Source organism: Burkholderia reimsis (assembly GCF_003294055.1).
GTDB classification, from domain to species: Bacteria; Pseudomonadota; Gammaproteobacteria; order Burkholderiales; family Burkholderiaceae; genus Burkholderia; species Burkholderia cepacia.
Window position 1 is genome coordinate 21948 of record NZ_QMFZ01000065.1, and the last position, 7158, is coordinate 29105.

At 67.5% G+C, this 7158-nt stretch carries 6 protein-coding genes; 4 read left to right on the forward strand and 2 right to left on the reverse strand.

The window, feature by feature from the left end; translation table 11 throughout:
* The first annotated feature begins 22 nt into the window (after positions 1–22).
* The 4 genes from DPV79_RS39215 (at position 23) to DPV79_RS39230 (ending at position 6086) form a co-directional block, all read left to right on the forward strand.
* A complete protein-coding gene (locus DPV79_RS39215; RefSeq protein ID WP_113047950.1) occupies positions 23–1273 on the forward strand; it encodes a metallophosphoesterase family protein in 1251 nt (416 codons plus the stop codon).
* A gap of 3 nt (positions 1274–1276) precedes the next feature.
* Complete coding sequence (locus tag DPV79_RS39220) at positions 1277–4747, forward strand: ATP-binding protein (protein WP_113047951.1); 3471 nt, start codon at positions 1277–1279, stop codon at positions 4745–4747.
* A 121-nt stretch (positions 4748–4868) separates the two neighbouring features.
* Positions 4869–5393: an HD domain-containing protein gene (locus tag DPV79_RS39225; RefSeq protein ID WP_043185438.1), complete on the forward strand. Its 525-nt coding sequence runs from the start codon at positions 4869–4871 to the stop codon at positions 5391–5393.
* Positions 5394–5402: 9 nt separating this feature from the next.
* Positions 5403–6086 (forward strand): DUF429 domain-containing protein, encoded by a 684-nt coding sequence (locus DPV79_RS39230; RefSeq protein WP_060156992.1) that lies wholly within the window; start codon positions 5403–5405, stop codon positions 6084–6086.
* A gap of 172 nt (positions 6087–6258) precedes the next feature.
* Here DPV79_RS39230 and DPV79_RS39235 read toward each other — a convergent pair whose 3' ends face one another.
* Entirely contained in the window at positions 6259–6696 is a 438-nt protein-coding gene (locus DPV79_RS39235) for an ATPase (RefSeq protein ID WP_165843631.1), read from the reverse strand.
* Between the two features lie 236 nt (positions 6697–6932).
* Positions 6933–7158 (reverse strand): hypothetical protein (locus DPV79_RS43150; RefSeq protein ID WP_208866777.1); only part of this gene is annotated, 226 nt, incomplete at its 5' end.

Here is a 7158-nt window from a genome sequence, read left to right on the forward strand (position 1 = left end):
GTCATGAAACAGAGGATTCTTCGTGAAGTTCATCCACGCGGCAGACATACACCTTGACAGCCCGTTGCACGGCCTGAGCGCGTATCCCGACGCGCCGGCCGCGCAGTTGCGCAACGCGTCGCGCGAGGCGCTGCGGCAACTCGTGGATCGTGCGGTCGAAGAGGAAGTCGCGTTCCTCGTGATTGCCGGCGACCTGTACGACGGCGACTGGAAGGATCACAACACGGGCATCTTCTTCGGCCAGCAGATGGGGCGCCTGCGCAAGGCCGGCATCCGCGCGTTCGTGCTCGGCGGCAACCACGATGCCGAAAGCGAGATGACGAAGAAGCTGACGCTGCCCGACAACGTCACGGTGTTCGGCCACCGCAAGCCGGAAACCTTCAGGCTGCCGGAATTCGAAGTCGCGCTGCACGGGCAGAGCTTCAAGGACAAGGCCGTCGTCGACAATCTCGCGATCGGCTATCCGGACCCGGTGCCCGGTTACTACAACATCGGCGTGCTGCATACGGCGCTCGAAGGCTATGCAGCGCACGCGAACTATGCGCCGTGCACGCTGGCCGAACTCCACGCGAAAGGCTACGACTACTGGGCGCTCGGCCACGTGCACGAATTCCAGCAATGGTCGGGGCCGTCCACCGTGGTGTTTCCCGGCAACCTGCAGGGGCGCCACATCCGCGAGACGGGCCGCCGCGGCGCGGTGCTCGTGACGGTCGAGCAAGGCCGCACGCAGGTCGAGCGTCTGTATCTCGACGTGCTTCGCTGGGAAGCCGTGTCGGTCGACGCGTCCGATTGCCTGACCGTCGCCGACCTGTCGAGAAAGATCGGCCAGTCGCTGGAAGCGCTGCTGACCGTCGACGGCCATGTGCCGCGCGCGGTGCGCGTGACGGTTGCGGGGCGTACGCCCGCCCACGGCCTCTTTTTCGGCCGCGCGCCGCAGTTGCGCGCGGAGGTGCTGAACCAGATCGGCATCATCGGCAACGAGCGGCTGTGGCTCGAGAAGGTCCGGCTCGCGACGTCGGCGGCCGATCATCAGCCGGGCGAAAGCGAGCAGCTCGAAGCGCTCGAGGACCTGAAGCAGATCCTGGCCGACGCCGCGCGCGATCCGGATTTCCTCGAGTTGCTCGAACGCGACCTGAAGCCGTTCGTCGGCAAGGTGCGCAGCGACGTGAAGGAAGAGGTGCCGTTGTTGGCGATGGCACGCGCGGGCGAGTTCACGGCACTCGTCGAGCAGGTCGGGCCCGCGTTGCTTGCGCGGCTGGCGAGGGGGGAGTAATCGATGCGGATCAATCAGCTCGATCTGATCAAGTACGGCAAGTTCACCGACGAGACGCTGCGTTTTCCGTCGGCCGGCGAGGATTTCCATGTGATCGTGGGGCCGAACGAGGCCGGCAAGTCGACGATCCGCACGGCCGTGTCGGAGCTGCTGTTCGGGATGAAGTTGCAGACGCCGCTCGATTTCCTGCACAGCACACCGGAACTGCGAATCGGCGGCGTGCTGGAGAGCGGCACGGGCGAACTCGCGTTCCACCGCGCCCGTGGGCGCAGTCCGCTGCGCACGCCCGCCGACGACAGGTTGCCCGACGATTACCTGGCCGCCGTTCTCGACGGCGCCACGCGCGAGTTCTTCGAGCAGATGTTCGGGCTCGATCACGGGCGTCTGGTCGCCGGCGGCCGGAGCATTCTCGACGCATCCGACAAGCTCGGCCAGGTGCTGTTCGAATCGGCCGCCGGAGTCGGCAGTCTCGGGCCGGTGCGCGAGGAGCTCGATGCGCGTGCGGTCGAGCTGTGGGCGCCGCGTCGCAGCGGCAGCGCGTTTGCGCTCGCCGAAACGTCGTTCAACGAAGCCGTGACCGAACTGAAGACGGTTCAGGTGCGCACGCGCGACTGGGTCGAACGCAAGGACGCGCGCGAAGCGGTCGAACAGCAGATCGAGCAGGCGCGCGCGGAACAGCGCCGGCTCGAAGCGCTGCGCTCGAAGCTCGAGCGCGTGCGACGGCTGGCGCCGTACCTCAAGGAGCTGACGGTCAAGGACGCGGCGCTCGCGGAACTGGGCGCGGTCGTCGAGTTGCCGCCCACCGCGTATGCGGATCTGTTGAAGGCGCAGGGCGATCTCGCGGCCGAACAGAAGGTGCTCGAGGAACGGCGTGCCGACCTGCTCGCGAAACGGCAGGCACGCGATGCGATCGACGCCGACGCTGACACGCTGGCGCTCGAAGCCGACATCGAGGCGCTCGATCGGCTGCGCGGCGCGTGCATGAATCACGCGCAGGATCTGCTGCTGCTGGGTGCGGACGTCGAGCGGCACCTGTCCGCCGCGTTCGCCGCGGCTGCCCAGCTCGACTGGCCGACGGACGAAGCGTCGTTGCGTGCGTCGCTGCCGACGGCGCTGTCGCTGAAGACCGTGGCCAACCTGTTGCGCGAACACGGCGCGCTGCACCAGGCGCTGGCCGGCGCGCGCGAATCGCTCGACGAACGCACGCGCGAGCTTGCACAGGTGCAGGAACAACAGGCGCGCCTGTCGACCGTCGATGTGCCGGAAACGTTGCGCGCGGCGCTGGCCGATGCGCAGGGCTTTCGCAACAGCGGCCAGCGCGAGCAGGCGCTCGAACAGGAAATCGCTGCCGCCGAACGCACACTGTCCGGCGCACTCGATGCGCTTGGCCGGTGGCGCATGCCGGTCGACACGCTGCGCGCGCTCGACGTGCCGTCGGTGGCACGGCTCGGCGCGCTGCTGAAGGAAGACAGCGAACGCGCGAGCGCGGCCGCTGCCGCACGCGACGCACGGGACGGCGCGCTCGAAGAGCTCGAGCGGCTCGAACTGCAGGAGAAGCACTTCGCGGAGAACCACAAGGTCGTCACGACCGCCGACGTGCTGGCAGCGCGTGCGCGGCGCGACGGCGCGTGGGGCGATATCCGCAGCGGCGCGATCGATCTCGCAACGGGCGCACCCGCGCTCGACGATGCAATTCGCCTTGCGGACGAACTCGTCGACGCGCAGTTGGGCGCGACGCAGGCAGCGGCGACGTTGCAGTCGCTGCGTCAGCAGGTCGAATCCGCGCGTGCGGGCGTGGCGCGCAGGCAGGCCGCGCTGGACGAGCGCGAGCGTGAGCTCGCCGCGCATCGCGACGCATGGGCCGCGCTCGCGACGACGGCCGCGGTGCCCGGCATGCCGCTGGCGGCGATGGGCGACTGGCTGGCGAAGCGCGACATAGTGTTCGCCGCGCAGGCCGATCTCGATCGCCAGCGTCGCGAATTCGACACGATTCGCGCCGCGCGGGCCGGTGCCGAAGCCGCGTTGCGCACGGCGCTGCGTACCGTGTCGCGAGGTGGCGAGTCGGACGGTCTGGCAGCGCTCGTCGCGACCGCCGAGGCCTTCGTACAGTCGGCCGAGAAAGCGCTCGCGCAGCAGGACAGTCTCGAGGAGCGCGCGCGGGAAGCCGAACGCGGATGCGCGACGGCGCAATCGCGGGCAAGCCACGCGCAGGCGGCCTACGACGCGTGGCACGCGCAATGGCGCGACGCGCTGGCCGACGCGAAGCTTTCCACGAGCGCGGCGACGCTGGCCGCGGCGGAAGGTGCGCTCGCGCTTGCCAACGCCGTGACGGCCGAACTGGCCGATGCCGACGCGCCGCGCAACCGGATCGTCGCGATCCGTGCGGAACTGGCCGCGCTCGAGGCGGGCGCACGGCGGCTTGCCGCAGCGCTCGCGCCGGAATGGCTGACGAGCGGCGACTGGCCGGACGTCGCGCGCCGGCTGACGATGCGCCTCGCCGCCGCCAGGGAAATCGCGCGTGCGATCGATCGGGCCGACGAGGCCGTGCGGCAGACCGACGGCAAGGTCGCGGATGCCGCCGCCGCGGTGGCCGGTGCCGAGGCACGCGTCCAGCCGCTGCTGCAACTGGCCGGTGTCGTGTCGATCGATGCCGCGCTGCCGCTGGCCGAACGCTCGGACCGGCAGCGCCAGCTCCGGCAGGCGGTCGATGCCGCGCACGAGGCACTGGTGCGCGACGGCGACGGCCTGTCCCGCTCCGCCGTCGAAGCCGAGGTCGCGGAGCAGGACATCGTCGACGTACCTGCGCACCTCGAAGCGGTGAAGCAATCGCTCGCCGATGTCGGCAAGCGGCTCAACGAGCTTTCACAGCAGCAGGTCGTGGCCGATCAGGCGTTCGGCGCGATCGACGGCCAGGCGAGCGCGGCCGTTGCCGAGTCGAAACGGCAGGAAGCGCTGGCGGCGATGGGCGATGCAGCCGAACAGTATCTGGAAGCGGCCACCGCAAGCCGGTTGCTGAAGTGGGCGACGGATCGCTATCGCGACCAGAAGCAGGGGCCGATGCTCAGGCGCGCGGGCGAAATCTTCGCCGGGCTCACGCTCGGCGAATTCTCGCGGCTGACCGTCGATACCGAACGGACGCCGCCCGCCCTGTATGCACGGCGGACGAAGGGCGCATCGGTCGAGGTTGCCGGGTTGAGCGAAGGCACGCGTGACCAGTTGTTTCTCGCGCTGCGGATCGCGGCACTGGAACTGCAGCTCGGCAGCCGGACCGCGCTGCCGTTCGTGGCCGACGATCTGTTCATCAACTTCGACGACGCGCGCGCGAAGGCCGGCCTCGACGCGCTGCGCGATCTGTCGACGCGAACCCAGGTGCTGTTCCTGACGCACCACGACCACCTGCTGCCGCTCGTGCGGGACGTATTCGGTGCGCAGGTCAACGTGGTCGAGCTGCAGCGCGCGCCGGTGAGTGCGTGATGCGGGGTGTGCCGGGATGCCGGCGCACGGGCGCGGTCATCGCGTGCAGGTAGTATGTGCGGTTCCGAAATGCGCGCGACCGGTTCTGCCGGTCGCGGGTCTGGCCATACGAGGGGGGAATATGAAAAAGCTGGTAGCTGCCATCGCGTTCGCGGCGGACAAGCATCGCAATCAGCGGCGCAAGGACGAAGAAGCGTCGCCGTACATCAATCATCCGATCGCGCTCGCCGACGTGCTGGCCAACGAGGCCGGCGTCGAGGACGAGCGGGTGATCGTCGCGGCCGTGCTGCACGACACGGTCGAGGATACGGAGACGACCGAGCAGGAGCTGCTGCGGCTGTTCGGCAAGGACGTGGCGGACATCGTGATGGAAGTCACCGACGACAAGTCGTTGCCGAAGGAAGAGCGCAAACGCCTGCAGGTCGAGCATGCGGCGACCATCAGTCGGCGTGCGAAGCTCGTGAAGCTGGCCGACAAGATCTGCAACCTGCGCGACATCGCGCGGCATCCGCCCGCGGACTGGCCGCTCGAGCGCAAGCAGGCGTACTTCGACTGGGCGAAGTCGGTCGTCGACCCGATGCGCGGCGTGCATCCCGGTCTCGAAGCGATCTTCGACACCGCCTACGACGCACGGCCGGCGGACTGAGGCGCCCGCATGCGATCGGCCCGATCCGCTGGATCCGCGCGGCAATCGCTGGCCGTGGCGGGTGTCGATGTGGGTGGCGAAAAGAAGCAATGCGATCTCGTGATCCTGCGCGGACCAACTGTCGTTTGCCGCGAGGAACGGATCGCGCCCGAGGCGGTGCCTGCGCTGTGTCTCGCCCATGACGTCGTGGCCGTCGGTGTCGACGCACCGAGCGTGTGGTGGACGGGGAGCGGGCGCCGGGCGGCGGAACAGGCGCTCGCGCGCGAACGGATCTCATGCTTTCCGACGCCGTCACGGGAGCAGGCAGTTGCGAGCACGACAGGCTTCTTCGACTGGATGTTCATGGGAGAGCGTGTCTACCGCGCACTCGCGGACGCCTATCCGCTGCTGACCGGCGCGCGCTATGCGGGCGGGCGCGCGAGCTTCGAAACCTATCCTTATGCGATCACCTGCGCAATGCTGGGCAAGACTGTTGCGTCGGCGAAGCAGAAACGCAACCAGCGCCGGCAGTTGCTGGAGCGACTGGGGATCGATGTATCGACGCTGAAGTCCGTCGATGCGCGAGACGCGACCCTGTGCGCGTTGACCGCGCAATACGTCATCGACGGGAATGCGCACGCGTATGGCGATACGGAGGGCGGATATATCCGCGTGCCGATCGTGAACGAGACGATCGCTCTCGACGCACCGTAGTCGTGTCGCGCGGCTCGGGCGAGGCGCGTAGCAAAAAGGTGAGCTTTTTCGGGAGGGGCGCGGCTGGTGTGCCGGCGAAGGTGTCAGGCTGCGATTGCCGGCCGGCAAGCATCGGAATGGCTGGCGCACACGGCGTTAGGCCGGTGCGCTATGCGATCCCGGGCTGCGTTATTCAATCCTCGAGGATGGCTTTCGGCACGCTGGACAGGTCACAGGCTTGCGCCTGTTCGAAGTAGCCTTCGGCGTCGTCGATCATCACGACTGCGACGTCGATCAGTTCGTCGAGCCGTTGCAGCAGCGATTCGCGCCACTCGATGTCTTCGTCACGCTCGGGCGTCTTATCCAGTTGCTCGATGATCGAGTCGGCAGTCTGCAGGAAGGGAATCGCCTGTTGATAATTTTCGATCGAGACCATTGCCGCGTTGCGCGCGCCGACGAGCCGTTCGCGGTGCTCGTCGGCCAGTTCGGATTCGCCACTGATTCGCGGTAATACATCCGAGATGCGTTGCAGAAGCGGCGGAGCCTGTTCTTCCAGGATGATGGCGCGCTCGCGGAGCGCTGCATATTCGTCGCGAAGGTCGGCGTCGCCGGGTTGAGTCGTGCTGTCCATCGTGGATATGAGTGCGTGGTTCGGTCGCGGCATGATACTCGACAGCACCGGATTCCTTGCCCGTTCCGCGTCCGTATATATAGAGGGACGTGAGGCATACGTCACACCAATAGAGGGTTGATCGCGTGGCGACGCGCGGCTCGTCGTGAGGCCAGCCCCCGTGCGCGCCAGCGCACGGGGGCTTTCTCAAAATATTTTCACAAAGGGCTTGCGTGGATGAGGGCGGGTGCTTAGAATCACGCCTCTTTCGCGCTAACGGAAACGCAGCGCGGGAGAGGGAAGCGAAGCCGGTGGTGTGCTGCAGTCTTGGGCGCGCGGCTGGCCTGGAAGTTGAACCCCGCAGTCGCAACGATGTAGTGTAAAAAGTTGTTGACGAGCTGCGAAACACGGTTCATAATCTCGCTTCTCTGCTGCTGAAAACGCAGCGCTGCTGAGAAACACGAAGTTCCTCGCAGATTGCTC